The organism is Nitrospira sp. (genome assembly GCA_024760525.1).
Taxonomy (GTDB): domain Bacteria; phylum Nitrospirota; class Nitrospiria; order Nitrospirales; family Nitrospiraceae; genus Nitrospira_D.
Genome location: CP060499.1, coordinates 3,855,631 through 3,881,531, shown reverse-complemented (window position 1 = coordinate 3,881,531; position 25,901 = coordinate 3,855,631). Strand labels below are relative to the sequence as shown.

General features: G+C 56.1%; 23 protein-coding genes and 1 tRNA gene. 19 read left to right on the top strand and 5 right to left on the bottom strand.

Annotation, left to right across the window (positions count from 1 at the left end; genetic code table 11):
- Positions 1 to 7 precede the first annotated feature (7 nt).
- From infB to H8K04_18185, 9 genes are all read left to right on the top strand, one after another.
- Positions 8 to 2,575 (top strand): translation initiation factor IF-2, encoded by a 2,568-nt coding sequence (gene infB / locus H8K04_18225; GenBank protein UVT15711.1) that lies wholly within the window; start codon positions 8 to 10, stop codon positions 2,573 to 2,575.
- Between the two features lie 111 nt (positions 2,576 to 2,686).
- Complete coding sequence (locus tag H8K04_18220; protein ID UVT15710.1) at positions 2,687 to 2,968, top strand: DUF503 domain-containing protein; 282 nt, start codon at positions 2,687 to 2,689, stop codon at positions 2,966 to 2,968.
- A 43-nt stretch (positions 2,969 to 3,011) separates the two neighbouring features.
- On the top strand, positions 3,012 to 3,422 hold the full coding sequence (gene rbfA / locus H8K04_18215; protein ID UVT15709.1) for a 30S ribosome-binding factor RbfA: 411 nt from the start codon (positions 3,012 to 3,014) through the stop codon (positions 3,420 to 3,422).
- 3 nt (positions 3,423 to 3,425) lie between these two features.
- Entirely contained in the window at positions 3,426 to 4,376 is a 951-nt protein-coding gene (gene truB / locus H8K04_18210; protein UVT15708.1) for a tRNA pseudouridine(55) synthase TruB, read from the top strand.
- Between the two features lie 16 nt (positions 4,377 to 4,392).
- Positions 4,393 to 4,662 (top strand): 30S ribosomal protein S15, encoded by a 270-nt coding sequence (gene rpsO / locus H8K04_18205; GenBank protein UVT15707.1) that lies wholly within the window; start codon positions 4,393 to 4,395, stop codon positions 4,660 to 4,662.
- 221 nt (positions 4,663 to 4,883) lie between these two features.
- Positions 4,884 to 6,998: a polyribonucleotide nucleotidyltransferase gene (gene pnp / locus H8K04_18200; protein UVT15706.1), complete on the top strand. Its 2,115-nt coding sequence runs from the start codon at positions 4,884 to 4,886 to the stop codon at positions 6,996 to 6,998.
- A 3-nt stretch (positions 6,999 to 7,001) separates the two neighbouring features.
- Entirely contained in the window at positions 7,002 to 8,267 is a 1,266-nt protein-coding gene (locus H8K04_18195) for an insulinase family protein (protein UVT15705.1), read from the top strand.
- A gap of 303 nt (positions 8,268 to 8,570) precedes the next feature.
- Complete coding sequence (locus H8K04_18190) at positions 8,571 to 9,089, top strand: hypothetical protein (GenBank protein UVT15704.1); 519 nt, start codon at positions 8,571 to 8,573, stop codon at positions 9,087 to 9,089.
- A gap of 44 nt (positions 9,090 to 9,133) precedes the next feature.
- The gene (locus H8K04_18185) at positions 9,134 to 9,796 is read left to right on the top strand and encodes a hypothetical protein (protein ID UVT15703.1); all 663 of its coding nucleotides are present in this window, start codon (positions 9,134 to 9,136) and stop codon (positions 9,794 to 9,796) included.
- 86 nt (positions 9,797 to 9,882) lie between these two features.
- On the opposite strand, the gene mutS is transcribed toward H8K04_18185, so the two are convergent.
- From mutS to H8K04_18160, 5 genes are read right to left on the bottom strand one after another with little or no spacing between them, the layout of a single operon-like run.
- Positions 9,883 to 12,537 carry a DNA mismatch repair protein MutS gene (gene mutS, locus H8K04_18180; GenBank protein UVT15702.1) on the bottom strand — a complete coding sequence of 885 codons (2,655 nt, stop codon included), beginning with the start codon at positions 12,535 to 12,537 and terminating at the stop codon, positions 9,883 to 9,885.
- Complete coding sequence (locus tag H8K04_18175) at positions 12,530 to 12,874, bottom strand: LapA family protein (GenBank protein UVT15701.1); 345 nt, start codon at positions 12,872 to 12,874, stop codon at positions 12,530 to 12,532. The genes mutS and H8K04_18175 overlap by 8 nt, the downstream gene beginning before the upstream one ends.
- The gene (gene tsaE / locus H8K04_18170; GenBank protein ID UVT15700.1) at positions 12,871 to 13,422 is read right to left on the bottom strand and encodes a tRNA (adenosine(37)-N6)-threonylcarbamoyltransferase complex ATPase subunit type 1 TsaE; all 552 of its coding nucleotides are present in this window, start codon (positions 13,420 to 13,422) and stop codon (positions 12,871 to 12,873) included. The genes H8K04_18175 and tsaE overlap by 4 nt, the downstream gene beginning before the upstream one ends.
- A gap of 20 nt (positions 13,423 to 13,442) precedes the next feature.
- The gene (locus H8K04_18165; protein ID UVT15699.1) at positions 13,443 to 15,029 is read right to left on the bottom strand and encodes an NAD(P)H-hydrate dehydratase; all 1,587 of its coding nucleotides are present in this window, start codon (positions 15,027 to 15,029) and stop codon (positions 13,443 to 13,445) included.
- Positions 15,030 to 15,080: 51 nt separating this feature from the next.
- Positions 15,081 to 15,794, bottom strand: coding sequence for a pyridoxine 5'-phosphate synthase (locus H8K04_18160; protein UVT15698.1), 714 nt, complete (start codon positions 15,792 to 15,794; stop codon positions 15,081 to 15,083).
- A 289-nt stretch (positions 15,795 to 16,083) separates the two neighbouring features.
- Here H8K04_18160 and alaC point away from each other — a divergent pair, with 289 nt between their 5' ends.
- The 10 genes from alaC (at position 16,084) to surE (ending at position 25,897) form a co-directional block, all read left to right on the top strand.
- Positions 16,084 to 17,280: an alanine transaminase gene (gene alaC, locus H8K04_18155; protein UVT15697.1), complete on the top strand. Its 1,197-nt coding sequence runs from the start codon at positions 16,084 to 16,086 to the stop codon at positions 17,278 to 17,280.
- Positions 17,277 to 18,590 carry a homoserine dehydrogenase gene (locus H8K04_18150; protein UVT15696.1) on the top strand — a complete coding sequence of 438 codons (1,314 nt, stop codon included), beginning with the start codon at positions 17,277 to 17,279 and terminating at the stop codon, positions 18,588 to 18,590. Before alaC ends, H8K04_18150 begins: the two co-directional genes overlap by 4 nt.
- A gap of 3 nt (positions 18,591 to 18,593) precedes the next feature.
- Complete coding sequence (locus H8K04_18145) at positions 18,594 to 19,652, top strand: threonine synthase (GenBank protein UVT15695.1); 1,059 nt, start codon at positions 18,594 to 18,596, stop codon at positions 19,650 to 19,652.
- Positions 19,653 to 19,668: 16 nt separating this feature from the next.
- A complete protein-coding gene (locus tag H8K04_18140) occupies positions 19,669 to 20,877 on the top strand; it encodes a phosphoglycerate mutase (GenBank protein UVT15694.1) in 1,209 nt (402 codons plus the stop codon).
- A gap of 5 nt (positions 20,878 to 20,882) precedes the next feature.
- Positions 20,883 to 22,100 carry an aspartate kinase gene (locus tag H8K04_18135; protein UVT15693.1) on the top strand — a complete coding sequence of 406 codons (1,218 nt, stop codon included), beginning with the start codon at positions 20,883 to 20,885 and terminating at the stop codon, positions 22,098 to 22,100.
- A 117-nt stretch (positions 22,101 to 22,217) separates the two neighbouring features.
- A complete protein-coding gene (locus H8K04_18130; protein ID UVT15692.1) occupies positions 22,218 to 23,867 on the top strand; it encodes a citramalate synthase in 1,650 nt (549 codons plus the stop codon).
- 140 nt (positions 23,868 to 24,007) lie between these two features.
- Positions 24,008 to 24,283: an integration host factor subunit alpha gene (locus H8K04_18125; protein ID UVT15691.1), complete on the top strand. Its 276-nt coding sequence runs from the start codon at positions 24,008 to 24,010 to the stop codon at positions 24,281 to 24,283.
- A 197-nt stretch (positions 24,284 to 24,480) separates the two neighbouring features.
- On the top strand, positions 24,481 to 24,828 hold the full coding sequence (locus H8K04_18120; GenBank protein UVT15690.1) for a MerR family transcriptional regulator: 348 nt from the start codon (positions 24,481 to 24,483) through the stop codon (positions 24,826 to 24,828).
- Positions 24,829 to 24,903: 75 nt separating this feature from the next.
- Positions 24,904 to 24,980, top strand: a tRNA-Pro gene (locus H8K04_18115).
- Positions 24,981 to 25,084: 104 nt separating this feature from the next.
- Positions 25,085 to 25,897 (top strand): 5'/3'-nucleotidase SurE, encoded by an 813-nt coding sequence (gene surE / locus H8K04_18110; GenBank protein UVT15689.1) that lies wholly within the window; start codon positions 25,085 to 25,087, stop codon positions 25,895 to 25,897.
- Positions 25,898 to 25,901 lie beyond the last annotated feature (4 nt).

Here is a 25,901-nt window from a genome sequence, read left to right as displayed (position 1 = left end):
TGTCTAGATGACCATGCGTGTATACGAACTCGCGAAGAAGTTAGGAATGGAGAATCGTGTGCTCATCCCCGAGCTCAAAAAGATCGGGGTATCAGTCACGTCTCATAGCAGCACTCTGGACGATGACATCGTTCAAAAAGTGTTGGATAAGCTTGCCCCGAAATCGAAAGGTCAGGGAACGGGAACCGAGGGAGAGGCTGGTGCCAGATCCGTTCACGATGCGGCTCACGGCAAAGCCGTGACGGCCAGGAGTCAGCCCGCCGAAGAACCGCCGAAGCCTGACAAGCGCCGTATTCTGATCAAGCGAAAGAAAGAAGATGAACCGCTTGAGGTCGTTTCTCCCGCTCCGGTTATTGAAGGTGACCGTTTTGTGCAGCCTGCGGTGGTCAGCGCGACACCTAGTGCATCCGTGTCTCCTGAGCATCCCGTTCTCGGCGGAGTGCTTGATCCTAGCTCTCGAACAGAGGAAGTTCCAGATGAGATCCTACCACCGGCTCCCGCTCCGGTTGTTCCCAAGCCGGAAGAGATTCAGCCGAAGCCGACGCTAGCCCCACCCACTGTCGTGGCGGCGACTGTGGAGGCTGTGACGGGCAAAAAGAAAAGTATGGCTTTCGAGGCCATCCAGGCCGAGGGGCAAAAGGACAAACTCAAGAAAGTACGAAAACCAGGTCGTCAAAGAGACGAGCAGCAGGATGTGAAATTTCGCGAGGATGCCGCCCGCTGGCAGGATCTTCGCGCCATTCCTTTACAGCGACGCGATGACCGGTCCAAACATGTGCACCATAGCACGCCGGCAGAAATCACCAAGCCACGTCGAAAAAGTGTCAAGGTTACCCCGCGGACGACGGTGAAGGAATTTGCCGAGTTGATCGGTCAGCGGCCGGCGGACATCGTTCGAAAGCTGATGGATATGGGCCAAATGCTGACATTCCACCAGCCGATGAATTTGGACGCCGCTTCGATTTTTGCCGAGGAAAGTGGTGTGAAAATTGAAATAGCAGTCGAGAAGGTGGGTGAGGAGTTGCTGCAAGATGTGGTTGAGGCAGCTAGTGACGAGCGAGTCGAGCCTCGGCCGCCCGTCGTCACTATCATGGGCCACGTCGATCACGGGAAGACGTCTTTGCTGGATGCGATTCGACAAACAAAAGTGGCCGAAGGTGAGGCCGGCGGCATTACTCAACATATCGGAGCCTACACGGTCTCAGTCCGCGGGAAACAAGTCACATTCCTGGACACTCCCGGTCATGAAGCCTTTACCTCGATGCGAGCGCGTGGAGCCAAGGTCACGGATATCGTCATTTTGGTTGTCGCGGCCGACGACGGCGTCATGCCTCAAACGATCGAAGCGATCCACCATGCCAAGGCAGCCGGTGTACCGCTGATCGTGGCGATGAATAAGATCGACAAACCCACCGCCAATCCTGACCGTGTGAGAAACGCACTCTCAGAGCATGGGTTGATCTCTGAAGCATGGGGCGGCGATACCATTATGGTGGAGGTGTCCGCCAAGCAGAAAACGGGACTCGATACCCTCCTCGAGATGATTCTCCTTCAGGCCGAGGTGCTGGAACTCAGAGCCGATCCGCACCGACAGGCTAAAGGCACCGTCATCGAAGCCAAAATTGAACGAGGGCGAGGACCGGTTGCGACGGTACTGGTCCAGAGCGGGACTCTCAGGGTGGGAGACGCCTATGTCGTGGGAGCGTTCAGCGGGCGTGTCCGGGCCCTTATCAATGATCGTGGCGAAAAAACGCAGCAGGCAGGACCATCCATTCCTGTGGAAATGATCGGATTGCCCGGGGTGCCGTCTGCGGGAGATGTGTTCCACGTCGTCTCCAACGAGAGAGTCGCCCGAGAGATTGCTGAAGAGCGAGCTCAGAAGAGACGGGCTGCAGAGTTGACCGGCCCGGCCAAAGTCACCCTTGATGATCTCTTCGCGAAGATTCAAGAAGGGTCGGTGAAAGAATTGGCCATCGTCATCAAAGCCGACGTACAAGGATCGTCGGAAGCGCTGGCCGGCGCCGTCGAAAAGCTGTCGACAGACGCCGTCAAACTTCGTGTGATTCATAACGGAGTTGGAGGCGTCATGGAATCCGATGTGCTGCTGGCCGCTGCGTCGCGAGCCATCATCATCGGCTTCAACATCAGGCCCGAACCCAAGGCGACCGCCTTGGCCGAGCAGCAGGGCGTTGACATCAGGCTCTACACGATCATCTATGACGCCATTGCCGATATTAAGGCCGCGATGGAAGGCTTGCTCGAACCCACGCTGAAAGAGCGCGTCCTGGGAAGAGCCGAAGTCAGGCAGGTGTTTACGATTCCGAAGGTGGGTCCTGTCGCGGGATCGTACGTTGTGGATGGGACGATCTCCCGCTCAAGCGCCGGGGTCCGGGTGATCCGGGACAACGTCGTGGTGTATCAGGGCAAGCTTGCCTCCTTACGGCGGTTCAAGGACGACGTGCGTGAAGTTCAACAAGGATATGAATGTGGTTTGAGCATCGAAAACTTCAATGATGTCAAATCCGGCGATATCGTCGAGGCCTATGCCATCGATAAAATCGCTGCGAAGCTCTAACGGGATCTCAAGACGTTCATGATGAAAGTATCCTTCGATCCAACGCCGGAACAACTCATAAGACGAACTCGATGGGCTTCATGAAGTGCCGGGTGTGAATGAGCGGTTGATATGGTCGTGGGGCTCTGCACTGTCGAATTATTCATCGCAGGAAGCCAATCGCTGAAAGACAAACGGCAGGTGATTCACGGGCTGAAAGATCGACTTCGGGGGAAATTTAATCTTTCCATCGCTGAAGTCGACGGTCAGGACCTCTGGCAGAAGGCGATCCTGGGAATGGCGTGTGTCGCCAATGACGGGAGCTACGTGAACCAAGTCCTCGAACAAGCGTTGAATGTGATCAAGAGCATGCCGGCGGTCGAGGTGGTGCGAACCCAACGGGAATTGCTCTAAATTCCTCACAATGATCGCAATGGTCTCGGCCGGAATAGATAAGATGTCAAAGGCAACATACAAGCGGGCAGATCGGGTCGCCGATCAGATCCGAATGGAAGTAGCCGACATTCTCATGCGAAAGATCAAGGATCCCCGGGTGCATGATGTGACCGTGACCGACGTCGAACTGACAGGGGATTTGCGCATTGCGTATGTCTTTGTCACGACTATGGAAACGGGTGACGCTGAGCGCGAGATCTTCGCCGGACTGTCAAAGGCCAGTGGCTTTGTGCGCGCGGAGTTAGGTCGGCGACTCTCTCTCCGCTACCTTCCGGATGTGATCTTTAAGAGAGATGTCAGTGGACCACGCGGTGATCGCATCATGCAGTTATTGGAAGGCTTACACGGGGACTCCGAGCAGCAGCAGACACCTGAATTACCGAGCGGCAGGGAGAGGGCAGCAGACTCGTAAGGTATGAACACGGCAGGAGTCAGGATCGACCAAGAGGACGCCATTGAGGGAGTCCTCATTCTCAATAAAGAAGCCGGCTGGACTTCACACGATGTGGTAGCCAAGGTACGAAGGCTGCTGGGAGAAAGCAAGGTCGGCCATGCCGGGACATTGGATCCCGGCGCCACGGGTGTCCTCCCCATCCTTGTCGGGCGTGCCACCAGAATTGCTGAGTATCTCGTTGATTGGGATAAGGAATACCGTGCCGTTCTGCGCCTTGGGGAAACGACTGATACTCAGGATGCGTCAGGCCGAGTGTTAACGAAGACCGATCCATGCGACATCACTGTGGATGCGATTCAGACGGTCCTCGCTGGCTTTCGAGGGGTGCAACAACAACTCCCACCGATGTATTCAGCCGTCAAGGTCGGTGGGCAGCCGCTTTATAAGGCAGCCAGAGCGGGCAAGACGATCGAAAGATCGGAGCGGTCGATCACGATTCATCAACTGGAGATCGTGGCCGTTGATGGACGTGACGTGACCTTGCGCATCGTGTGTTCAAAAGGAACGTATGTGCGCACATTGTGTGCCGACATCGGCCAGATTCTGGGCGTCGGCGGTCATCTCTACGCGCTTGAACGTCGTCGTGTTGGACCCCTTTTCATCGAACATGCCTTGACGATCGATCAGCTCGTGGGCCATCTGACAGCGGAAACTCTCCGAACGCAGTTCATTTCGTTGGACCAACTCTTGTTCCAGCTCCCAGCCGTGGTTGTGAACGATGAGCAGGCCCAACGCGTCCTGCATGGATCTCCTGTGTCTCCCGTGGGAATCGGCCAACTCCTCGCATCACCCTGCCCGGTTTCTGTGCGGCTGAAGAATGAGGCTGGTCAACTGTTGGCAATTGGCATGCATGATCGAAGTGGAGTGGGGGCGATTAGAATTCGTAAGGTACTGAGTCTCTCGAGTCATTAAGGTGGAAGGAGCAGCAATGGCACTACTGAAAGAAGCAAAGACGGAACTCATCAAGCAATATCAGCAGCATGACAGGGATTCCGGATCGCCGGAGGTTCAGATTGCTGTGTTGACCAATCGAATCACGTATCTCACCGAGCATTTCAAGAGCCATAAAAAAGATCACCACTCGCGGCGTGGGTTATTACAGCTGGTCGGACGGAGACGACGTTTATTGGACTATCTCCGCGATGTGGACGATGTGCGCTACCGAGCCGTGATCGATCGACTCGGCATTCGCAAGTAACCGGTCGTGTTCAAAACGGCGCTGACCCGCGCCATAGGGTAGTTCCAATGTCCCACAGATGAACACCGACATGCGCTCTGACCATGCACTGTTCACTCATGAACGTGTGCGATTCAGCGGAAGGCGTACCGCCGACTCAACATTCCCGGCTGCGCATTGAACGTTGCCGATCCGAGCGTATCTCAGTGGGCATCTGTGGATCTAACCAGAGGAGACCATAGATGGTACACGTCGTAGAAGTCGAGATTGCAGGTCGGACTCTTCGCCTAGAAACTGGTCGGGTCGCAAAGCAGGCCGACGGATCGATTTGGGCCTCGTACGGTGACACGGTCGTCCTTGCGACAGCCGTGGCCGCGCAAACGGCCAAGCCGGGCATAGATTTTCTTCCTTTGACCGTCGACTATCAAGAAAAGGCCTACGCAGCCGGAAAAATCCCCGGTGGCTACTTCAAACGAGAAGGTCGACCGGCTGAGAAGGAAGTGCTGACCAGCCGCTTGATTGACCGTCCGCTCCGTCCCCTCTTTCCGGAAGGGTACTACTTCGAAACGCAGGTCATAGCGTCCGTGCTGTCGGCGGATAAGACCGGTTCTTCCGATGTCATCGGGATTACCGCCGCCTCCGCCGCCCTTGCGGTGTCGAACATTCCCTTCAACGGCCCGGTTGCCGGAGTCAAGATCGGCCGAGTCAACGGCCAGCTCGTCGTCAACCCCGATCTCGAAACCATGGAGCAGAGCGAACTCCACCTGGTGGTCGCGGGCACGGCAGATGCCGTGATGATGGTGGAAGCGGGAGCCAATGAATTATCCGAGCAGACGATGCTCGAAGCCCTGGAGTTGGCGCACGCTGAGATTAAGAAAATCGTCCTGAAGATCAATGAATTGGCCAAGAAAGTGGGCAGAGCGAAGCGGGAAGTTGTGGCGGAATCGATCGATCCTGCGTTGCAGGCAAACATCAAGGCGTTGGTTGCGCAGCCCATTCGTGATGCCATTATGATTTCCAACAAGACGGCACGCCAAGAACGATTGGATGAAATTCTGGCCGACGCGATCGCAAAACTGAAGAACCCGGAAGAGTCCTCGAGCGAACGGCACATCAAGATTGTGTTCCATCAATTGGAGTACACCGAAGTCCGGAAAATGATTTTGGAGAACCAATCACGCGCCGATGGGCGCGGCCCCGCCGATATTCGGCCGATCAGCTGCGAAGTCGGCGCTCTGCCGCGCGCTCATGGCTCGGCGATCTTTACCCGAGGCGAAACTCAGAGCTTGGCGGTCGTGACCTTGGGCACGACCGATGATGAGCAGCGGATTGATGCTTTGGAAGGGGAATACACGCGGACGTTCATGCTGCATTATAACTTTCCGCCGTTCAGTGTCGGCGAAGCGCGGCCGCTACGATCGCCGGGCCGGCGTGAAGTCGGGCATGGAGCATTGGCTGAGCGGGCGTTGAAGCCCGTCATTCCGACCAAGGATGTGTTCCCGTATACGTTACGAATTGTTTCTGAAATTCTGGAATCAAATGGGTCATCCTCGATGGCGACGGTGTGCGGCGGAACGCTGGCCATGATGGATGCCGGTGTTCCTATCAAGGAGCCGGTGGCCGGTATCGCCATGGGGTTGATCAAGGAAGACAACGACGTCATCATTCTTTCGGACATCCTGGGTCTTGAGGATCATCTAGGCGATATGGACTTCAAGGTCTGCGGAACGAAGAATGGAGTCACGGCGTTGCAAATGGACATCAAGATCGGAGGAATTACCACCGCACTGATGCGACAGGCGTTGGAGCAAGCCCGTTCGGGACGTCTCCACATTCTCAGCCACATGACGAAGGCTCTGGCCGGTCCCCGCGCCGACCTGTCGCCGTTTGCGCCGCGCATCCATACGATGAAGGTCAAGCAAGATAAGATCAGAGACATTATCGGGCAGGGTGGCAAAACGATTCGCGGAATTCAATCCGATTGCGGAGTCAAGATCAGCGTGGAGGATACCGGTATAGTGACCATTGCCTCCGCGGATGGCGCGTCACTACAGAAGGCGAAAGACATCATCAGCCGTTTGACTGAGGAAGTCGAAGTCGGAAAAGTCTATATGGGTACGGTGAGAAAGATCATGGACTTCGGCGCATTTGTGGAGGTGTTGCCGGGTACGGACGGGTTAGTCCACATCTCGCAGCTGGCGCATCACCGTGTGAAAGCCGTGTCCGACGAAGTGGCCGAAGGCGACCAAATTCTCGTGAAAGTGCTGGAAATCGATAAGCAGGGGAAGATCAGGCTGAGTCGAAAAGAAACCATGCCTGCACCAGGCAGCAGCCCCAAAGATTCATCGAGCGAATAACACTTGTACCGCAAGCTCATCCTCGATAATGGAATTCGCTTGGTCACCGAGCGTATTCCGACACTCAAATCCGTGACGGTCGGTATCTGGGTGAATGCGGGCTCTCGTGATGAGGGCCCCGCAGAGGCCGGATACTCGCACTTCATCGAACACATGTTCTTTAAGGGGACGACCGCCCGCTCTGCGACGGACATCTCTCGAGAAATAGACGCGCTGGGGGGGGAAATGAACGCGTTCACCACGCGTGAAACGACGACATTCTATGTCAAGGTGTTGGATCAACACTTACCCAAAGCGCTGAATCTTCTTTCGGATCTGTTTCTCCGGTCTCGGCTGGGGAGGAAAGAAATTGAGAAAGAAAAGCAAGTCGTGCTCGAAGAGATTCGCATGGTCCGAGACGATCCCGAGGACTTGGTTCAGGAGCTGCACACCAAGTTGGTGATGGGACGACATCCCTTGAGTCGCCCAATCCTTGGGCGGGAATCGACGATCGCCCAGGTCGGGCGGCAGAAGCTCCTTGAGTACATCAACACGCACTACCGTTCCGAAGAGATCGTCCTCGCGGTAGCCGGGAATTTCGATCAACAGCAGCTCGAAAAGACCATCGTGCGCACCTTTGGGGGCTATCGTCCTTCACCCCGTGTTGCCCCTCGAAAACGGTGGCCTCCGGAGCTATGTGGCGGAGTGATCTTGAAACAAAAGCCGTTGGAACAGGTGCACCTCTGCGTGGGACTCAAGGGTGTTGCAGCCGGTCATAAAGACAGGTATGCGGTCTATGCGTTGAATAGTGTGCTGGGGGGAAGCGTCAGTTCGCGGCTGTTTCAAGAGGTCCGAGAAAAACGCGGTTTGTCCTATTCAATCTATTCATTTTTGTCAGGCTATTCCGATGGCGGGACGATCACTGTCTATGCGGGAACTCAAGCGCGGGAAGTTGAGCGGGTCCTCAATCTGATCGGTCGCGAGGTTCGGAAATTGGGCAGACAGGGGATCGATCGCGGTGAACTGAAACGGACAAAGGATCAAATGAAAGGCGGGCTCATGCTGAGCTTGGAAAGTTCGCATAGCCGCATGAATAAACTTGCCAAGGATGAATTGATTGCCGGAGCACACACGACCTTGGAAGATATGATTCAAGAGATCGACGCGGTCACGGAAGAACAAGTATGTCGCGTTGCCCGGGACTTATTTATCCCGGAAGGTATGGCCTTGACAGGCTTGGGTCCTCTCTCTTCGCGGCAGGTGGGTGGGCTGAGCGCGGGAATTTCTTAGCTGCTCCTATTCGGATATGCCATTCCCTTCACGCAGGTTCTCTTAACAGATTGTTTTTAATGAGCATTTAAGGCTCGACGCTTCCTGCTTCAAATCCACCAAACATTCCCTTGACAGGACATCGCAGTTTCAGTACCGTTCGGGTACGATTGTGTCGGTTTCGTGCCAACTTTGTGCATGAGTATGTAGGATTTCCGAAGACCACTAAGCTTTCTCAAGATCTCGCTCCGTGACATACATTTGGATACGAGAGATGTCTTTCATTAGGGCTATCGGGTTCAATTTGAGAAGGAGGGACTAGGTATGAAGAGGGCTGTCGTTCTAGCTGCCGTGGCAGTTTTTTCAGGATTCGGCTTGCTAGCGGCCGAGTTTTCACTCGCTGACGGTGGCATCGAAAAGCTAGGCATCGCTGACGCCGTCGTCGGAGGGAAGCCGCTGAAAGCTGAAGCCGCGACTAAGACATTGCAAGGCCGAGTCTGGTCGCAGTGGGCGGATAACCCGGACGGAGAACTTTTGTTCGGGATTCAATATTGGAACAGCGGAGAGCCGGGTTCCGGTATGCCCGGCGGGCGATCTTCCACGATGCTTGATGTGAAGCCGCCGGATCCCTTGTTCAGTTGTTGTGCGTGGGGCTTTATGGGCGGTACTGAAAAGAATTCCGCCTATTCGGGTTGGTACCATGCAGCAACCACGGTTCGTCTTGCGGTCAAGGATAAGACTCTCATGGATAAGATCATTAAGGCCTCCCAAGAATTGGTCGCCATGGAGGTTACTCTGGATGGGAGAACCATCACTGACTTCAAGGTGCTGAAGGCGGACTAGATACACCTTAGGTTTTGAAGACGTTGTTGAAGGAGGATTTGATTATGATGTTGCAGAAGCAGGGGGGAGCCATTCTGGCAGCCGTTGCGCTGGTAGTCGGTATGGCGTCGACCGCCTCGGCCATTGAGTCATTTCAGGAACGATTCGAGTGGGGTGACATGAGTAAACCGACCACCATCCAAGGTCGGGTGATCGTGCTCGATCCCTACGATGAAGCCGTGTGGGTCAACGTTGCCGTGTTTGGCGGCAACGCCGAGAGCGGGTTGTACTGGCAAAAAGTGCATCCAGGTAAGACGCTGAAGTTTTATGCCGATAAGTCTGCCTGGCAGGATCTGAAGAAGATGGGTCGGACTCATGCTGGACCGGCGGCGGCGAAAGAAGTTCCTCCGGGCAGCACGACGGATCTGATCGAATTTGTCGTCACGGAAACTGAGCAGAATCATCGAGTAATTTCGTCGGTCAAGAAGATTCCGGAGGTGGCTGGGACCATGGGCAAGCCGCTGAGCATGTCCGCGCTACGCCTCAAGGAGTGCGCCGGTAAGAATGAATTCGAGTCAGGTTGTTCAAAGGCCAAAACGGGTCTCAATACCTCTCCGGTCACACCGGATGGGAGCAATGTCGGTATGCAATATGATGTGATGCTTCCTGGGGGGAAAACGGTGGGTGGCTTGATTCCCTGGACGGCACAGTACAATCAGGCCCACTAAAAAGACCATTCTAGACCATGGGAAAGGGGCGGTGTTCCTGAAGGGAATGCCGCCCCTTTCATTTTGCGTTTGTCGACCGACGGGCGCTATTGATCAGCTGGAAGGCTGCTATCGGGTCCAACCATCCGCTGCAGCTCGGCAAGCCGATTCAGGGCATCGAGCGGTGTCATCGAGAACAGGTCGATCTGCTTGACTTCTTCGATAATGGGATGAGGTTGGGGAAGTGGTTGAGATGTCGGTAGGGGTTGTTCCTGACTCCTCACGAAACAAACGGATTCCGGCTGCTCCAGTTGCAGCAACACCGCGCCCGCTCGATCAATGACGTCGGGTGGGAGCCCGGCTAGCTTGGCTACATGAATGCCGTAACTTCGATCTGCCTTGCCGGCCACGATTTTTCTCAGAAAGACTACGTCTCCGCCGCGTTCCTGGACGGCAACGCGATAATTCTTGATCCCTATCCGTTGCTGCTCCAACTGGGTCATCTCATGGTAATGAGTAGCGAATAAAGTACGAGCGCCTAATCGTGTGCAGTCATGGAGGTGCTCCGCTATCGCCCAGGCGATGCTGAGTCCATCGTAAGTGCTTGTGCCGCGTCCGAGTTCATCCAATAAAATCAGACTGCGTTGAGTGGCTTTTCGGAGAATATTGGCAGTCTCCACCATTTCCACCATGAATGTGCTCTGGCCTCCGGCAAGATTGTCCGAAGCCCCCACCCGCGTGAAGATGCGGTCGGCCAGCCCGATCTCCGCATCTGCTGCCGGAACAAAGCTCCCGATCTGAGCCATCAGAACAATCAGCGCAACTTGCCGGAGGTACGTGCTTTTCCCCGCCATGTTTGGTCCGGTAATGATCAAGAGCCGGTTCATTCCAAGGTCCAACACCGTATCATTCGGGACAAATCCAGAGTCCGTACAGAGTCGTTCGACTACAGGGTGGCGCCCTTCTCGGATGGTGATCTGGCCCCCCTCTATGACCGTCGGCTTCGCGTACCGGTGCAGAGCAGCGATCTCGGCCAAACCCGCCAAAACATCAATGCGTGAGAGCGTATTGGCCATCGCATCCAATCGATGGGCTTCCTTGGCCAAGCGTGAGCGAAGCATGACAAAAGCCTCCTGTTCACGGGCAAGAAGCTTGATGTCGGCCCCGATCACACGGTCTTCCAACTCCTTCAACTCTGCGGTCATAAACCGTTCTGCATTGACCAGCGTTTGCTTGCGGACGTAATCGAGCGGCACCCGGTTCAGATTGGCTTTGGTGATCTCAATGTAGTAGCCGAACACGTGATTGTAGCGGACCTTCAATGAATCGATGCCCGTTCGCTCACGCTCCTGTGCTTCAAGTCCCGCAATCCAGGTTTTCCCTTCCTTGCTGGCTTTACGCAGTTCGTCAATGCCCGGATCGTACCCATCATTGATAAGATTTCCATCGCGAATGGAGAGCGGGGCATCGGGTCGAATCGCTTGTTCGATCAGCTCGTAGAGATCGTGGCCGTTGTCCCAGGATGCGCCGGCCTCACAGAGCAGGCGGCTCCGAAGGGAGCTCAACTGACTAGATATTTCAGGGAAAGCCGAGAGAGATTGTTTCAGGCCAAGAAGCTCACGAGGACCGGCTAACCCCAGCGCGATACGACTCCCCAGTCGAGCGATGTCCTGAACCTCCCGCAAGGCTGTCCGTAACGCAGTCCGTACTTGTAGCTGGTCCTTGAGTTCTTCCACCGCATCCAGCCGCAAACGGATCTGGTCACAGTGGAGTAACGGTCTCACCAGCCACTGACGAAGAAGTCGGCTGCCCATCGCCGTGACCGTCCGATCCAACACGGTTAGCAGGGTTGCCGGTTTCAAGCCGGAGGTGCTCTCGCTCGACACCAGCGGTTTCAGCAGTTCCAGGTTACGGATGGTGGTACTGTCCAGGTCCATCACCTGATCAAAACCACGGACCGAGAGCCGGCGGATATGATTCAACGCCACGGCCGGTTGCGTCTCACGAAAATATTCGAACACGGCGCCTGCCGCTCCTATGGCAGCGGTCAAGCCGTGACACCCAAAGTCATCCAGAGACTGCACTTGGAAGTGTTCACTCAACACCCGCGCAGCAATGTGATGGTCGAACGAAGTGAGTGGACGTTTGCATTGGCGCGCCCCGGTGATCTCCTGCATCCAAACCGAGTCCTGACCACTGAGTTCTGCGGGGAGAAGCACTTCTCGGGGGTCCAATCGAGCGAGCTCGTTCACCACATCCGTCGCGGCCTGAGGGCCATGAAATTCCATCAGCCAGAATTCACCGGTCGACACCTCCAGGACTGCTAGACCGATTCGTGCCCCGTGGCCGGAGTCTGGTCGACTGACAAGCGCGGCAAGGTAGTTAAGCTCGTCGGGGGAAAGAAACTCGGTATCAACCAACGTGCCAGGAGTATAGACTCTGACGACTTCGCGGCGAACAAGGCCTTTGGCAGCCTTGGGGTCTTCCACTTGCTCGCACAAGGCCACGATCCGTCCGGCCTTCAATAACTTCGCGATATAGGTGGTTGCCGCGTGATGGGGGACCCCGCACAACGGAACCGGATCCGGGCAGTTCTTGTCACGCGAGGTCAGCGCAATAGACAACAGCCGTGACGCCTCTTGTGCGTCCTCGTAGAACATCTCATAAAAATCTCCGACCCGAAAAAACAAGATAGCTTCGGGATATCCTCGCTTGATGTCACGATACTGCCGCATGAGCGGGCTGAGGTTCATCTCACTCATCGTCGAGATTCCTGGAAGGGTCTATCTGTGTGGTTGCCGGGGTTCGTCCGGACATCTTCTCAAGCGATTGACGGAGCCGCTCCAAGTCGACCTCGGCTTCTTGCAATGCCTTGGTCTTTCGCCGGAGTTCGATTCGCCCTCGCACCCAGGGAGGGAAGAGCAGGATGGCGGCGACCAACAGGCCGACGACGAACCCGGCCATGATGGGCTTATAAATCGGAGTAGAAGCTTCGAGCAACCCAAAGAAATAGCGGAGGGTGACTTCCTGCTCTTGGTTTTGTAGAAAAAAAGCCAGCGAGAGGAGCAAGAGAATGCCGACTAAAATCAGTCGTGTCATCGCTGCGAAACCTTTCTGCTGACAGCGAGGCTCGTCTGAATTGCTCGAGCCGAGCGCCGAACCGGAGGGATCGCTTTCTTGATCCGTGCTAGGAGTGAACGAGATCGTGATCCTCTCGCCTCCAGCTGTGCTTTTCTGCTGGTAGGGGTCCGGTGCGTCAATCGCACCTCCAGCCGGTCCCCAGGAAGTAAGCCAGGAAATCGATCGGCCCATTCAATGGCGGTCACCGCTTCATCCGTGAAGTGATCCGACAGTCCCATCGATTCAGTCTCCTCAGGTGTTCGCAACCGATAGAGGTCGATATGAATCAACGGAAGCCGTCCCTGGTATTGGTGCACCAGGACAAAAGTCGGGCTTGTCACGGAGGCGGAAAGTACTCCGAGTCCCGCTCCAATCCCGCGGACCAATGCAGTCTTGCCCGCACCCAATTCGCCGATCAATGCAAAGGTTTCTCCTCCACGGAGCAGCTGACCGATGGTATACCCGAACCGTTCCGTCTCACCGGCAGACGAAAGGATGAGATTCAGAGAGACAACAGATCTAGCCATAGGTAGGCCGTCACACAGGATCATTCCATGGTCGAACTGGATTGGATCGGTGTCGCCTCCTGGATGAGCTTGAGGGCATAGGGGATCTGCTCGATCACGTCTCCCGCAATCATCCCCGCTTGCCCCTTGCTGTCCGCGGCCAAATCGCCGGCTGCTCCATGCAGGTAGGTCGCCGCACAGGCAGCCTCCCATGAGGGCAGGCCTTGGGCCAGGAGTCCGACCATCATGCCGGTCAACACATCGCCCGTTCCTGCCGTCGCCATACCCGAGTTGCCGGTTGGACAGATAGCGGCGGTCCCATCCGGTCGCGCGACAATCGTCCTTGCGCCTTTTAGGACGACGAACAGTCCCCGCTCTCGTGCGAAGCGGGTGGCGGTACCGATCCGATCGCTGTTGACGGTCTGAGTCGTGGAGTCTGCCTCCAGTCGCGCCATTTCACCGGGGTGGGGTGTAATGATCGGCGGTGTCTTGCAGGCTGCCAGATGCGAAGTACGCCCGGTCAACGCATTCAGTGCATCCGCGTCCAGAACGGTGGGTCTGTCGAGCTGTTTCGTCAAGGCCTGGACGAGTTCAACTGTCTCAGGATGAGTTGAGAGTCCTGGCCCGATGGCGATGGCCGTTCTGGCCGTCATGAACGAGACGAGCCGTTCCAACGCAGTCCGCGCAAAAGTCCGTGCTTTGGTTTCGGGCATCGGGACGGTCATCGCTTCCAATAGCTTTGCTTCCAAGACATCGTTGACACTCGAAGGGGTGGCGACCGTCACCAAACCGGCGCCGATGCGAAGAGCGGCTCGCGCAGCCATAGCTGCCGCACCGGTCTTTCCGACCGACCCGGCTATGATGCCCGCATGGCCGAATGTCCCTTTGTGACTCGATGGTTTTCGTCGAGGGAGATACGCCTGTACCTCCTTTTCTGTGATCAAGATGGTTCGGCTTCCCACAGCCTCGATGTAGGCTGGTGGAATTCCGATATCGACTATGGCGACCTCCCCGGCAAGGTCGATCCCATGGCTCTGATAGAGACCGAGCTTCGGGAGTCCGAAGGTCACGGTGAGGGCAGCGCCAACAGCCCGGCCGAGGATGGCTCCTGTATCAGCATGGAGCCCAGATGGAAGGTCAACAGCCACTACGGGACGATGTGCCTCATTGATGCTATCAATGGCATCGGCATAGCGCCCCGTGACAGCAGAGGAAAGACCTGTCCCAAGCAGTGCATCAACGAGGATGTCGCTGTCCTGAAAAAGCGCTTGTGCCTGAGCTTTGGACGTGTACGCATGAACAGGAGACTTGCCTGCGCCGCGAACGAATTGCCTGTACATGGTGGCCGCATCACGGCTCAGTTCGGAGACCGGTGTCATGACAAGAACATGCACGTTCGCATGGCGCCGACGGAGTAGTCGAGCCGCGACGAATCCGTCACCGCCATTGTTCCCCTTGCCGCAGATAACGGTGATATTTTTTCCGCGAACGGGTCCCAACCGTGCTTCAAGGCAGGAGACGACACCCGACCCGGCGCGTTCCATCAATGTGGTCGCAGGGATGCAAGCTTCTGAGATCGTTCGGTGGTCGAGTTCCTGCATCTGTGCAGCGGTGATGATCTTGGTCATGAGGAACCGAGGATGGTGAACGGACGGACCCAGTGGGCCGACGACATCGGATTAACTAAGCAAGGCCTTCATTTCTTTCACGGCCTGTTCGAGACCAACGAGGACCGCGCGCGCGATAATACTATGCCCGATGTTGTATTCAACGATTTCGGGAATATGTGTCAGGCGTTTGATATTGCGGTAGTTCAGTCCATGCCCGGCGTTGACCCCGATTCCGAGCTTGTAGGCCAGCTTCGCAGCGTGGGTGATAGCTTCGAATTCCGCATCGGCCTCTTTTGAACGTGTGGCATTCGCGTATCGGCCCGTATGTAATTCCACGAAATCGGCCGCAATTTTGTGCGCAGCCTTGACTTGATTCAGATCCGGCTCGATAAACACGCTGACCGGAATCCCGCCGTCATGTAAAAGGGTCACAACGCCCTGGATCCGGTCCCGCTGTCCTGCAACGTCAAGGCCTCCTTCAGTCGTGAGTTCTTGTCGTTTCTCGGGCACTAAGGTCACGAGAGCGGGCTTGATGGCCAGTGCGATCTTTGCCATCTCCGCATCCGCGGCCATCTCAAGATCGAGTTTTGTGCGGACTATCTCCCGAAGGAGTTGAAGATCACGGTCTTGGATATGACGTCGGTCTTCCCGCAGGTGAACGACTAGACCGTCTGCTCCTGCCAGCTCGACGAGCACCGCCGCTGCCAACGGATCCGGATCGGTTCCTCCGCGTGCCTGTCGTAAGGTCGCCACATGATCGATGTTCACGCCTAGTCGAGCCATGCGCTTCCCTTCATCCAGCCTGCTGAGAGCCACGATGCGAAACAGACGAGCAATCAAAATCCAACGATATTAGTAACAGAAAGGAACGAGAGGGGGCAAGAACGGGTTTCCCGATGCGTCCAGGATTCGTAGAAGCGCAGACCTACAGGGCAATTTGGGAAGTCCGTAGAAAATGAGGCAAATTGACTCGATCCGAGCCCTCCATTAAAATAAGCCCTTCTCCCGTCCCCTCACTCGTTCATTGTGATGAGCCGGTTGAGAATTATCTAAAAACAGTCAAAGGAAGTTCATGGGGTTGGGCGACGGTTTTTATCGACTCAAGCGACTCCCGCCGTATGTCTTCGCGCAGGTTCAATCCCTCAAACTTGAGGCTCGACAGCGCGGCGAGGACATTATCGATTTTGGGATGGGTAACCCGGATCAACCGACGCCGCCTCATATCGTCGAGAAGATGATCGAGGCCGCGCGCAAAGGAAAGAATCATCGCTATTCGGCGTCACGCGGAATCACGAAACTGCGGCATGCCATTTGTGGATGGTACAAGCGAAATTATGATGTCGATCTGGATCCGGATACGGAAGCGATCGTCACCATTGGATCAAAAGAAGGTCTCGCGCATCTTGCCCTGGCCATGATTGGTCCCGGCGATGTGGTCCTGACTCCGACCCCTACGTATCCTATCCATATGTACAGTTTTATTATTGCGGGGGGCGAGGTCCGTGGAATCGAACTCCGCCAGGACAGCGACTTTTTCGAAGATCTGACACACGTCTATCGGCAGACCTTCCCTCGTCCTAAAATTCTCGTCATCAATTTCCCGCACAATCCAACCACGGCAGTCGTGGATCTGGAGTTTTTCAAGAAGATCGTGGCGTTTGCCAAGGAGCACAACGTCATCGTCATCCATGACCTCGCGTATGCTGATCTCGTGTTCGACGGCTATAAGGCGCCGAGCTTTCTTCAGATCCCAGGTGCGAAAGACTGCGGGGTGGAGTTCTATACCTTATCCAAGGCCTACAACATGCCGGGCTGGAGGGTGGGGTTTTGCGTGGGCAATCGAGAAGTCGTCGGAGCATTGGCGAAAATCAAAAGCTACCTCGACTATGGCATTTTTCAGCCTCTTCAAATCGCCAGTGTGATCGCGCTGAACGGCCCTCAGGACTGCGTCAAGGAGACGGTTCTGCGGTATCAGAAGCGAAGGGATGTGCTGGTCGGCGGGCTGAATCGGATCGGCTGGCAGGTGGCTAAGCCACTGGCAACAATGTTCGTGTGGGCACGCATCCCCTTGCCCTATCGCCATATGGGCTCGTTGGAGTTTTCAAAGCTCCTGCTCAAGGAGGCGAAAGTCGCGGTCTCGCCGGGGATTGGGTTCGGCGAAGGCGGCGATGAATATGTGCGATTCGGCCTGGTGGAAAATGAACACCGTACCAGGCAAGCTGTCAGAGGAATCCGCAAAGCCCTCAAGCTCGATGGGGGCCAAGAATGACGTCACGCATCGGAGTCGGGATTGTGGGGTTCGGCACGGTCGGTACCGGTGTTGCCAAGATCCTCTTAAACAATGCGTCACTCATTACCCGTCGCGTCGGTGTGCCTGTGGAACTTGTTCGCGTGGCGGATCTTGATATCGTGAGGGATCGCGGAGTGTCATTGGGCTCCGGGCTATTGACCACCGATGTCGGGCAAGTCCTCTCTGACCCCAATATCGATATCGTGATCGAACTCATCGGTGGATACGATACGGCCAAGCGGGTCATCCTGGATGCGATTGCCGCCCAGAAGCATGTGGTCACGGCGAACAAAGCGCTCTTAGCCCTTCACGGCGAAGAGATTTTTGCGGCCGCCACGCGCAAGAATGTGGAGGTGGGGTTTGAAGCCAGCGTCGGCGGCGGTATTCCTATCGTTCGGGCGTTGACGGAGGGGCTCGCCGGCAATAGGATCGAATCCATCTACGGCATCATCAATGGAACGTCCAACTATATTTTGTCGAAAATGACCCATGAAGGGCACAGTTTCAAAGAGATCCTCCAAGATGCCCAACGAGCCGGTTATGCCGAAGCCGACCCGACGTTTGATGTCGCGGGGATCGATTCGGCGCACAAACTCGCCATTCTCGTCAGTCTCGCCTACGGAACACCGGTCAACTTTAAGGACATTTATACGGAAGGGATTACGAACCTCACGCCGACCGATATCGCGTACGCCAAACAGTTCGGGTATACGATCAAGTTGCTGGGGATCGCGAAGTTCGTGGACGGAGAAATCGAGGCTCGGGTTCATCCCACGATGCTCCCCTCCAATTCGCCCATCGCTCAAGTTGAAGACGTGTACAATGCGATCCAACTGGTCGGTGATGCCGTCGGTGACGTCGTGCTGTATGGACGAGGCGCCGGATCCATGCCGACCGGGAGCGCCGTCGTGAGTGACGTGATCGCGATCGGGCGGAATCTGCTCAAAGGTGCCGTTGGTCGAGTGCCGGTCGCGTCGTTCCAGCAGGATCAGCGGCGACCTCTTCGGCTGAAATCGATGGAAGAGATCAGTTCGCTCTATTATCTGCGGTTTACCGTTGTGGACCGACCCGGCGTATTGGCGCAGATCGCCGGTGAGTTGGGGCGCTGCGGGATCAGTATATCGTCGATGATGCAACAGGGACGCCGTGAAGGGCAAACGGTGCCGGTTGTCATCAAGACGCATACCGCAAAGGAGCGTGATGTGCAAACCGCGCTCCGTGAAATCAACCGAAAGGCGTTCGTCTCCGAACCGACGACGCTCATTCGCGTCGAAGGCAAGGACGAGTGACCGATGAATCGTTGGCGCGGAGTCATTGAAGAGTATCGCAAGTTCCTCCCGGTGACCGAAAGAACCCCCGTGGTCAGCCTCGGAGAGGGCAACACGCCTCTGATTCGTGCCACGAGATTGGCCAAGGCGATCGCACCGGGAGTCGAACTCTACCTGAAGTTTGAGGGGGTCAACCCGACCGGGTCGTTCAAAGACCGCGGGATGACCTTGGCCATCTCGAAGGCAGCGGAAGGCGGCGCACGGGCCGTCATATGCGCGTCAACCGGTAATACGTCCGCCTCGGCCGCGGCATACGGGGCTCGAGCCGGGTTATCCGTGTACGTATTGATTCCTGCCGGCAAGATCGCCATGGGTAAGCTGTCCCAGGCGATGATGCATCAGGCGACGGTCATTCAGATCGAGGGCAACTTTGATCAAGCCCTGACCCTCGTCAAGGATTTTTCGGCCTCGTTGCACATCGAATTGGTGAACTCGGTGAATCCGTTCAGAATCGAGGGTCAGAAGACTGCCGCCTTTGAGGTCTGTGATCAACTCGGCGATGCGCCGGCCGTTCATGTGCTCCCGGTCGGGAACGCCGGGAATATCACGGCCTATTGGCAGGGGTACAAAGAGTATCGCGCGGCGAATCAGACCATGAGAGTGCCCCGCATGATGGGATTTCAAGCTGCCGGGGCTGCTCCGATCGTATTGGGCAGAGTCGTCGAACAACCGCAAACTGTCGCGACCGCGATACGAATCGGTAACCCCGCCAGCTGGTCTTCGGCGTTGAAGGCCGTGGAGGAATCAGCCGGCGCGATCGATATGGTGACGGATGAAGAGATTCTCCAAGCCTATACGACGGTGGCGGCCACCGAAGGGGTCTTTTGTGAACCGGCCTCGGCCGCGTCCGTCGCCGGCGTGGCGAAGCTGCATCGAGCCAAGGTTCTGCGAGAAGGAGAGACGGTCGTATGTACGCTTACAGGGCATGGTCTGAAGGATGCCGACACGGCAATCGGGGTATCGCGGCAACCACAAACCGTCAAGGCGACGCGCGACGACGTTGCCCGTCTGTTGAAGGTCTGAAACGCGTGTGGATCTCATGAAGTATGTGATCGTACACGCCGGGGGAATGGCGGACCGCCCGCAATCGGAACTAGGTGGAAGGACACCGCTGCAAGCGGCCGCGACGCCCTATCTCGATCAACTCGCGCAGAGCGGAGAACTCGGTCGGCTCGTGATATCTGCCGAGGGCATTCGACATGGAAGCGGTCTGGTCGGTTCGGCGATTCTCGGGTACGATCCACGAAAGTTTTATCAAGGGCCGGGGCCGCTTGAAGCTGCGAGCTTAGGCGTGTCTGTGACGGAACACGATGTCGTGTATCGCTGTACGATGGTCACCTTGCGGCCGGAGGGTGGGAAAGGCGTCGAAATCAAGAAATTAGGGCCGCACGTGATTATGGACGATGCCACGGCGGGCTTGATCGAGACCGAGGAGGCTCGCGAACTGATCGAGGCTCTCAACGAGCAAGTCGGTTCCGAAACCATCCAGTTCTATCCGGGCGCGGGTCATCGGCATCTGATGGTATGGGTCAATGGGAAGCCGCGAGCCATCTGCAATGATCCGCAGACCATACTTGGTCAATCTCTCGCCGATGCGTTGCCCACGGGGGACGGCGCAGACATTCTGCGGAAGCTCATGGACACCGCGCATTTTATCTTGCGGGATCATCCCGTGAACGAGGAACGGATGGCAGCGGGGAAGAAACCGGCCAACTGTGTCTGGTTGTGGGGTGAAGGACGAGCCGTCATGTGGCCGAGTTTGGTCGAAAAGCATGGCATTTCAGGGACGGTCGTGTCGACGAGTGATGTCTATCGCGGTGTAGGGATTTGTGCCGGTCTCGAAGCGGTGGATCCCGATAGGCTGCCCGGCGATGATCTCCGCAACATGGCGACGGTGGCCCTGGAGGAGTTCGTCAAGAAGGATTTCGTCTATGTTCATGCCGAGTTAACGGACGAGATCACACATGGTACGGATATGAAGGCCAAAGTTCGCGGGATCGAAGACTTCGATCGCAACCTTGTCGCTCCGTTGGTGGAAGGGTTGGCCGGCCAAGGCCCCTATCGGTTCCTCGTGCTGTGCGATCAGGCTGCAGCAGCCGAAGATCAGGCCTTTTATGCGTTTGGTGAGGGAGGCGGAAAAGGTTCGGAGGGCGTCGGCCGCCGCTTCACAGAAGCCGATGCGTTTGCCGCAAACATGCCTGCCCGCGACGCCACCAAGTTCATAAACAAGTTCTTCGTAAAGCTCTGACGACCGTGGCGCTGATCGTCCAGAAATACGGCGGGACTTCGGTCGGGACGATTGAGCGAATCCATCGTGTTGCCGACCGCGTGGCTCAGACACAGCGGGATGGAAATCGAGTCGTGGTCGTGCTTTCCGCGATGAGCGGTGAGACAGATCGACTCATCAAGCTGGCACACGCGGTGACGGCCGCTCCCGATGAACGCGAATTGGACATGCTGCTGTCAACAGGAGAACGAGTCACCATCGCACTGTTGGCGATGGAATTACGAGGGCGAGACATCAATGCCCGGTCCTTTACCGGTCGGCAGGTCGGGATCATTACCGATAGCGCACATACCAAGGCGCGGATCGCGCGCGTAACGGCAGATCGCGTCCGTGAGGCTCTTGAACAAGGAGTGGTCCCCATTGTGGCCGGATTCCAGGGGATCAACGAGCGCTCGGATGTCACGACGCTCGGACGTGGGGGTTCCGATCTTTCGGCGGTCGCATTGGCAGCGGCTCTGAAAGCCGACCGGTGCATTATCTTTACCGATGTGGATGGCGTCTACACGGCGGATCCCAACATCGTCCCTGCGGCGAGACGGATCGAGAGGATCGCCTACGAAGAAATGCTGGAAATGGCCAGTCTCGGAGCAAAAGTTCTCCAAACGAGATCGGTCGAGTTCGCGGCCAAGTTCAATGTCCCGATCGAGGTGAATTCCAGCTTCAAAGAAGGAAAGGGAACGCTCGTGACGAAGGAAGATGCGGACATGGAGGCGGCGGCCATCGCCGGTGTCACCGGAGATCGCAATCAGGCGAAGATTACGATCATCGGAGTGCCGGACAAACCGGGGATTGCCGCCAGGATTTTTGGACCGGTCGCCGAGGCCCACATCAACGTCGATATGATCATTCAGAACATGAGCCAGGCAGCCATGACGGACCTCTCCTTTACCGTCCCGCGTGCCGATCTGAAGAACGCTGTGCCAATCATTCAGGCCGTGGCGAAGGACATCGAGGCCAAGTCGGTGTCGGTGACCGAAACCATCGCCAAAGTCTCGCTCATCGGAGTGGGTATGCGGTCTCATTCGGGGGTTGCGGCCAAGATGTTCGAAGTCCTCTCTCGAGAAGGGATCAACATTATGATGATCAGCACCTCTGAGATCAAAATTTCTTGTGTCATCGATGAAAAGTATCTCGAATTAGCTATGCGATCTCTCCATTCGGCATTCGATCTCGATGCGGCCTAGCGCTTTTGTCGTCATGGGATGCCTGCGGTCGTATGGATTCTATCGGATGGACGACGCCAAAGACTCATCCGTTCGAGTCTCGACAGATCACCTGACGACCTGATACCCTTTCTCACCATGGGCCGAAAAACATCTCAGCCCCGCGTTTCCCGAGCTTCTCGTGAGCACCAGCCGGTTGTTGAGCAAGAACCGGCTGAGGATCGCACCGCATTCCTGGAAATCTACGACACCACCTTGCGCGACGGAGCTCAGGCGGAGGACGTCAGTTTCTCAGCCGACGACAAGGTCCGCATTGCGCAAAAGTTGGATGATCTGGGCGTTCATTTTATCGAGGGCGGCTGGCCCGGGGCGAATCCAAAAGACATAGAGTTTTTTAGAATCATCAAGACCATTCCGCTCAAGCACGCGGACGTCATCGCGTTCGGATCGACCAGGAAAGCCAGCCATACCGTTCGAAAGGACCCCAATCTCCAGGCGTTGCTCGCCGCCGAAACAAAAACGATTACGCTCTTTGGGAAAACCTGGTCGCTGCATGTGACCGATGCCCTCGGAATCTCGCTGACAAAGAACTTAGAATTGATCGCAGATTCCATCGCGTATTTGCGCGGGAAGGGGCGCCGGGTGTTCTACGATGCAGAGCATTTCTTCGACGGATACAAGACCAATCCTGAGTATGCGCTCACCACCATCAGAAAGGCGGTGGAGGCCGGGGCAGAACGGGTGATTCTCTGCGACACCAACGGTGGCACAATGCCGTGGGAAATCCGACAGATCTGCAGTGTGGTTCAACGCGAATGCGGGGTCCCGCTCGGCATTCATGCGCACAATGACTGCGAAATGGCGGTGGCGAACTCGCTCGTGGCGATCGAGACCGGTATCGTGCAGGTACAGGGAACGATCAACGGGATCGGGGAACGGTGCGGGAATGCAAATCTCTGTTCGATTATTCCCAATTTAGAGTTGAAGATGAAGCGTCCTGTCCTAATTGATCGATTGAGCCATCTGAAGGATGTCGCAGGTTTCGTCACCGAGATCGCGAATCTGATGCCGAACAAACATCAGCCCTATGTCGGTGATGCCGCGTTTGCGCACAAAGGCGGAGTGCACATTCATGCCGTGCTGAAGAATTCGGCCACCTATGAACATGTCGATCCGGTCCGAGTCGGTAATCGGCAGCGGATGCTGATTTCTGACTACGGAGGGCGGAGCGGTCTGCTCGACAAGATCGAAACGTACGGCATCAAGCTTTCAAAGAACCACGCCAAAGTCGACGAGCTGATCCATACGTTGAAGGAGCGAGAGAACCAAGGCTATCAATTCGAAGGGGCTGAAGGATCATTTGAGCTGTTGATGCGGAAGGCGATGGGGAGCCACAGACCCTCGTTTCAATTGCTCGGGTTTCGCGTCATCGTCGAGAAGAAGCAGGAAGATGGAACGCCTCTTGCTGAGGCGACGGTGATGGTCAAGGTGGGTGAAGCGGTTGAACATACAGCCGCCATCGGTGCCGGACCGGTGAATGCTCTCGACCATGCCTTGCGCAAGGCGCTGGAAAAATTCTATCCGCAACTGCGGGAGGTGAAACTTCTCGACTACAAGGTGCGTGTACTGGCGGCCAATCGAGGGACCGAGTCAAAGGTCCGCGTATTGATCGAATCAGGAGACCACAAAGATAAATGGGGGACGGTCGGCGTCTCTGAGAACATCATCGAGGCCACCTGGCAGGCTCTGGCGGATAGTATCGAGTACAAACTTCTTGCCAAGGATTAGATGAGTTTCGTAAGCATTCGCCAAATTTATTCTTGACAGGGTGTGTAACCTCACGTAACTTAAGCAAAACTCATCGCATTGCGGTGTAGGTCCGCAAGCGTGAAGCGCGATGGGTTGCAGTGGTCACGTAGGGGGGTGGCATGAGAAAGGCGGATATTGCTGACGAAATTTTCAAGCAGGTCGGCATTTCGAAGAATGAAGCGGCTGATATTGTGGAGTTTGTGCTGAATCTGCTCAAGTCTGTCCTGCAGAAGGGAGAATCAGTCAAAATTGCCGGGTTTGGAAATTTTGTTGTGCGGAGCAAGGGTGCCCGTAAGGGACGAAATCCCAGGACTGGAGAAGAAATCGGGATTACCCCCCGTCGCGTCGTGACATTTCGGCCAAGCCAAGTGTTCAAGAAATACGTCAATTCATAGCAGGATGCTGAAAAAGACCGCCCGCTTTTTTCTTGCGTCACTCAAGGCCTCACCGTACGAGGCACGGTACGACTTGGCTTCTGGCTCGTTGCGGCCTCAATGGCGATCTTTTTGATCATCCTGCGTAAAAATAACAGACAGATCGACGATCAGCTCAGCTCCACTGCACAACCACAACGCGCACCGTGAGGCCGGTCATGGGAACTGAGCCCAGGCTGGGGAGTAAGGTTTTCTATAAGATCGGAGAGGTGAGTCAGCTAACGAAGCTTCCCGCGTATGTGCTCCGTTTCTGGGAATCACAATTCACCTTTTTGAAACCCAAGAAGAGTCGGGGCAATCAACGTCTCTATGTTCAACGGGACGTCGAAACCGTGCTGCAAATCAAGCGGATGCTGTATGACGAGGGGCATACCTTGGAGGGAGTAAAGCGGTATTGGGTCCGTCGTGGTCGGGCTGCCTCTCGAAAACTGAGTACCAAGGATGTTGCGAAAAAGTTGAGAGGAGACCTCCAAGTCATTCTCAAGATCATCGAATCGCATCCATGATGCGTGTCATCGGCGACGGTCGCCGAGATCCGAGATCATAGGCGAAGATGAGAACCAACGGAGATAGAAACATGTCGGGGCGTAGCGCAGCCCGGTAGCGCACTCGCTTGGGGTGCGAGTGGTCGTGGGTTCAAATCCCGCCGCCCCGACCAGTTTACCTATGTATTGAGCGTGCGGAGAACGGAGTGATGGATTCATGTCACTCAGTTCCACCCCCGGAGCTGCCTCAGGCAGCTCTTTTTGTTGAACACGGACCATGCGCATCCTTGTGACCAACGATGACGGGATCCACTCACCGGGAATCACCGTTCTGGCCAAGGCTCTTGCCTCGATCGGTGAGGTGTGGGTTGTGGCTCCGGATCGCGAGCGGACCGCCGTGGCGCATGCGGTTACATTGCACAAACCCTTGCGACTCCATCGAGTCGCGGCGCGTATCTTCTCTGTCAATGGGACACCGGTGGATTGCGTGAATCTAGCACTGCTCAAAGTCATGCCCAAACGGCCTCACCTCGTAGTGTCCGGCATCAATAAAGGTGTCAACCTCGGCGATGATGTGATGTATTCGGGGACTGTATCCGCGGCAGTGGAAGGGACTATTCTGGGCGTGCCATCCCTGGCGGTATCCCAAGAAGGGGCGGAGAAATTCCGTTTTGAAGTGGGCGCCATTTATGCCGTACGTGTCGCGCGGCTCATCCTTGCTCGTGGCCTTCCTGAGGAGACGCTGCTGAACGTCAATATCCCGGATCGGTCGCGACAGGGAGTCAGGGGAGTGCGGGTCACCTGCCTCAGCCGCCGGCGATTCGATAATCCGATTATCGAGAAGCTTGATCCACACGGACGCAAGTATTATTGGATCGCAGGCAAGCGCATATCATGGAGTCGCAGTAAGGACGCCGATCACGAGGCGATCGGAGAGGGGTGTGTGTCCATCACCCCGATCCGTCTGGATAGTACTCACCATGGAGTACTTGATCAGTTTCGTGCGTGGGAGCCGCTGATCAAGCGTGATGTCAAACGGTCTTCCGCATCGCGGTTTGCTATTGGTCTTACGAGGGAGTCGGGTGTGTGATAGG

Excerpts from the sequence above, each read along its gene's own strand:
- infB (UVT15711.1), top strand. The coding sequence starts at position 8 with ATGACCATGCGTGTATACGAACTCGCGAAGAAGTTAGGAATGGAGAAT.
- H8K04_18220 (UVT15710.1), top strand. The coding sequence starts at position 2,687 with ATGGTCGTGGGGCTCTGCACTGTCGAATTATTCATCGCAGGAAGCCAA.
- rbfA (UVT15709.1), top strand. The coding sequence starts at position 3,012 with ATGTCAAAGGCAACATACAAGCGGGCAGATCGGGTCGCCGATCAGATC.
- truB (UVT15708.1), top strand. The coding sequence starts at position 3,426 with ATGAACACGGCAGGAGTCAGGATCGACCAAGAGGACGCCATTGAGGGA.
- rpsO (UVT15707.1), top strand. The coding sequence starts at position 4,393 with ATGGCACTACTGAAAGAAGCAAAGACGGAACTCATCAAGCAATATCAG.
- pnp (UVT15706.1), top strand. The coding sequence starts at position 4,884 with ATGGTACACGTCGTAGAAGTCGAGATTGCAGGTCGGACTCTTCGCCTA.
- H8K04_18190 (UVT15704.1), top strand. The coding sequence starts at position 8,571 with ATGAAGAGGGCTGTCGTTCTAGCTGCCGTGGCAGTTTTTTCAGGATTC.
- H8K04_18185 (UVT15703.1), top strand. The coding sequence starts at position 9,134 with ATGATGTTGCAGAAGCAGGGGGGAGCCATTCTGGCAGCCGTTGCGCTG.
- mutS (UVT15702.1), bottom strand. The coding sequence starts at position 12,537 with ATGAGTGAGATGAACCTCAGCCCGCTCATGCGGCAGTATCGTGACATC.
- H8K04_18175 (UVT15701.1), bottom strand. The coding sequence starts at position 12,874 with ATGACACGACTGATTTTAGTCGGCATTCTCTTGCTCCTCTCGCTGGCT.
- tsaE (UVT15700.1), bottom strand. The coding sequence starts at position 13,422 with ATGGCTAGATCTGTTGTCTCTCTGAATCTCATCCTTTCGTCTGCCGGT.
- H8K04_18165 (UVT15699.1), bottom strand. The coding sequence starts at position 15,029 with ATGACCAAGATCATCACCGCTGCACAGATGCAGGAACTCGACCACCGA.
- H8K04_18160 (UVT15698.1), bottom strand. The coding sequence starts at position 15,794 with ATGGCTCGACTAGGCGTGAACATCGATCATGTGGCGACCTTACGACAG.
- alaC (UVT15697.1), top strand. The coding sequence starts at position 16,084 with ATGGGGTTGGGCGACGGTTTTTATCGACTCAAGCGACTCCCGCCGTAT.
- H8K04_18150 (UVT15696.1), top strand. The coding sequence starts at position 17,277 with ATGACGTCACGCATCGGAGTCGGGATTGTGGGGTTCGGCACGGTCGGT.
- H8K04_18145 (UVT15695.1), top strand. The coding sequence starts at position 18,594 with ATGAATCGTTGGCGCGGAGTCATTGAAGAGTATCGCAAGTTCCTCCCG.
- H8K04_18140 (UVT15694.1), top strand. The coding sequence starts at position 19,669 with ATGAAGTATGTGATCGTACACGCCGGGGGAATGGCGGACCGCCCGCAA.
- H8K04_18130 (UVT15692.1), top strand. The coding sequence starts at position 22,218 with ATGGGCCGAAAAACATCTCAGCCCCGCGTTTCCCGAGCTTCTCGTGAG.
- H8K04_18125 (UVT15691.1), top strand. The coding sequence starts at position 24,008 with ATGAGAAAGGCGGATATTGCTGACGAAATTTTCAAGCAGGTCGGCATT.
- H8K04_18120 (UVT15690.1), top strand. The coding sequence starts at position 24,481 with ATGGGAACTGAGCCCAGGCTGGGGAGTAAGGTTTTCTATAAGATCGGA.
- surE (UVT15689.1), top strand. The coding sequence starts at position 25,085 with ATGCGCATCCTTGTGACCAACGATGACGGGATCCACTCACCGGGAATC.